This window comes from Mycobacterium sp. (assembly GCF_035653355.1).
In the GTDB taxonomy this organism is placed as follows: domain Bacteria; phylum Actinomycetota; class Actinomycetes; order Mycobacteriales; family Mycobacteriaceae; genus Mycobacterium.
Genome location: NZ_DASRBZ010000687.1, coordinates 1 through 2621 on the forward strand (window position 1 = coordinate 1; position 2621 = coordinate 2621).

Here is a 2621-nt window from a genome sequence, read left to right on the forward strand (position 1 = left end):
TGGGTAATGGTGGCCGCGACACAGGACGCCACCGTGCGGTCAGTAGCTGCGCTGACGAACGACAAGCCCGACCCCGCGAGGTTGCGGGCGCTCATTGAAACCATGACCGCCGTTGTGCACACTTGGCGGGCGTATGACCTGAAGGTCTTTCTTATGTGCTACGACGCAGTGCTGGCACGCTTGCTTACCGCCGCTGGACAGCAGGACGCCGCCCGTGACCGTCTGCGGATTGCGTTGGAGCTGGCAAACGAGACCGGAATGCACTTCTACGACAGCGAACTGCTGCGGGTCCAGGCCCATACATCTGACGACGCGGAGGTATGCCACCCGGGTCTTCGCGACGCCATTGCACTGGCTCGGAGGCAGGGCGCGGTGATCTTCGAACTGCGAGCGGCCGCAGACGATTTCGAGCTCGTCGGCGAGTCGGCGCGCGCAGCTCTGGCCGACGCGGTCGGCCGCTTCCCACCCGAGCAGTCCTGGCCCGAACTGACGCGGGCGCGGGCGCTGCTCGAGTGAGCCGGCCCGGGGGGCGGGTGGCCATCCTCGGCGGAGGCATGGCCGGATTGAGCGCCGCCTGGCGGCTCAGCGAGCCCGGCTGGCGAGAGCGCTTCGACTCGATCACCGTCTATCAGCGCGGCTGGCGACTGGGCGGCAAGGCGGCGTCGAGTCGGGGACAACACGGGCGCATCGAAGAACACGGCCTGCATGTATGGCTAGGTTCCTACGAAAATGCGTTCTGGCTGCTTCGGCAGTGCTACGCCGAACTCGACAGGGGCGCAACCGATCCGCAAGCACCCATCCGGAGCTGGGATCAGGCCATCATCCCGTCCGACCATCTCGCCTTGGCCGACCGGGCACACGACGACTGGTTGATCTGGCTGGGCCGGTTCGCCCGCAATCGCGAACTGCCGGGCGAACCCGATGGCACCGGCCGCGAACTGACGGTTGTCGGATTTGTTCGCCGGGCACTTCAGCTGATACTCGATTTCACCGAGTCGATGGGTGAGCCAACGGCCGTCGGTATTGCGTTATCCACGACACCGGACCCGCCGCCGCACGTCCGGTCTGTTGACGTGGTGCGCCGCGGTGTGACGGCTGTCCTGGCAGCGCTGGCCAATCCACCGCTACAACGCGCTGAAAGCGGCCTTGTAGACCGGATTCTCAACGCGACCCGGGTCGGCCTCGACTACGATCACCGCCCCGACCACAAGCGGGCGTGGCTGCTGCTGTCGCTGCTGACGGCGACCGTGCGCGGGCTGATCGCCGACAACCTCATCACGGATCCGCGCGGCTTCCGAGCGATCAACGACGAAGATTTCGGTGACTGGATCCTGCGCCACGGTGCTCACCCCGACGTCCTCGAATTCCCGCTGGTGCGTGGGCTTTACGACATGGTGTTTGGTTACCGCGACGGTGACCGCAGCCGACGCGCGTTCGCTGCTGGATTGGCCGTGCTGTGGACGGGCAACTTGCTGTTTCAATACAAGGGCGCGCTGTTTTGGAAGATGACGGCCGGCATGGGCGACGTCGTGATCGCCCCCCTGTATCAAGTGCTGCGTCGACGCGGTGTCACGTTCGAGTTTTTCCATCGCCTGGATGCCCTGCACCTCGATCCCGCGCATCAAGGCATCGACGCGATCACGATGGGACGACAGCTGCGGCTCGCAGACGGAATCGACCATTACGAACCGCTCGTCAGGGTGCGGGGCCTGCCCGTCTTTCCGAACTCGCCGGTGGTCAGTCAGCTGGATGCGCATACCGGAAGCGATTGCCTGGAGTCGCATTTCGATAACCGTGACGACGCCGAAAGACGGGTGCTGCGCAGCGGCGTCGACTTCGACCACGTTGTGCTCGCGGTGTCGGTCGGCATGGTGGATGTGGTGGCCGGTGAACTCATCGCGGATCGACCCGAGTGGCGGGAGATGACAACGAAGGTCCGCACGGTCGCTACTCAGGCGTTCCAGATCTGGCTGCGGCCAGACGAGGCCGCTTTAGGGTGGCGCCACCCGGGAGTGACCACCAGCGGCTATGTAGCTCCGTTCGATACCTGGGCGTCGATGCCGCAAACGTTGTGGGCAGAGGACTGGCCCGCCGACGACCGGCCGGGCGCCGTCGCCTATTTCTGCGGTGCGTTGCGGACGCCGCTGGGGACGGCTGACGACAATCTCGAGTACGTTCGCCGCTGCGAAAGTCAAGTGCGGACAGATGCCGTCAGCTACCTCGACAACCACCTACGGCTGTACTTGCCCGGCGCGAGCACCGAGCATGGTTTCGCCTGGCACTTGCTGACGGGCGCTGACGGCCAGCGTGGCGCCGATGCGTTGGCAACACAGCATGTGAGCGTGAACATCGATCCGTCGGATCGCTACGTCCAGTCGGTACCCGGGAGTGACCGGTACCGGCTACGTCCGGACGAAAGCGGTTACGACAACTTAGTTTTGGCGGGCGATTGGACCGATTGCGGAATGAATGCGGGCTGCATTGAGGCCGCCGTTATGTCGGGCTTCCAAGCGGCGAACGCGCTCTTGGGCCGTCACCGCTACCACCGCATCCGGGGCTTCTACATTCCGTGACGCTGTGTTAGACAACCGCCCGCAAGTGGTCGGCCAATTCACCGCGGT

General features: G+C 64.9%; 1 protein-coding gene and 1 pseudogene. Both read left to right on the forward strand.

What is annotated here, in order from left to right; genetic code table 11:
- Positions 1–516 (forward strand): annotated as a pseudogene (locus tag VFA16_RS23570) (adenylate/guanylate cyclase domain-containing protein); the annotation flags it as partial.
- Positions 513–2573 (forward strand): FAD-dependent oxidoreductase, encoded by a 2061-nt coding sequence (locus VFA16_RS23575; RefSeq protein WP_324970163.1) that lies wholly within the window; start codon positions 513–515, stop codon positions 2571–2573. The pseudogene VFA16_RS23570 and the gene VFA16_RS23575, both read left to right, overlap by 4 nt.
- The last annotated feature ends 48 nt before the right edge of the window (positions 2574–2621 follow it).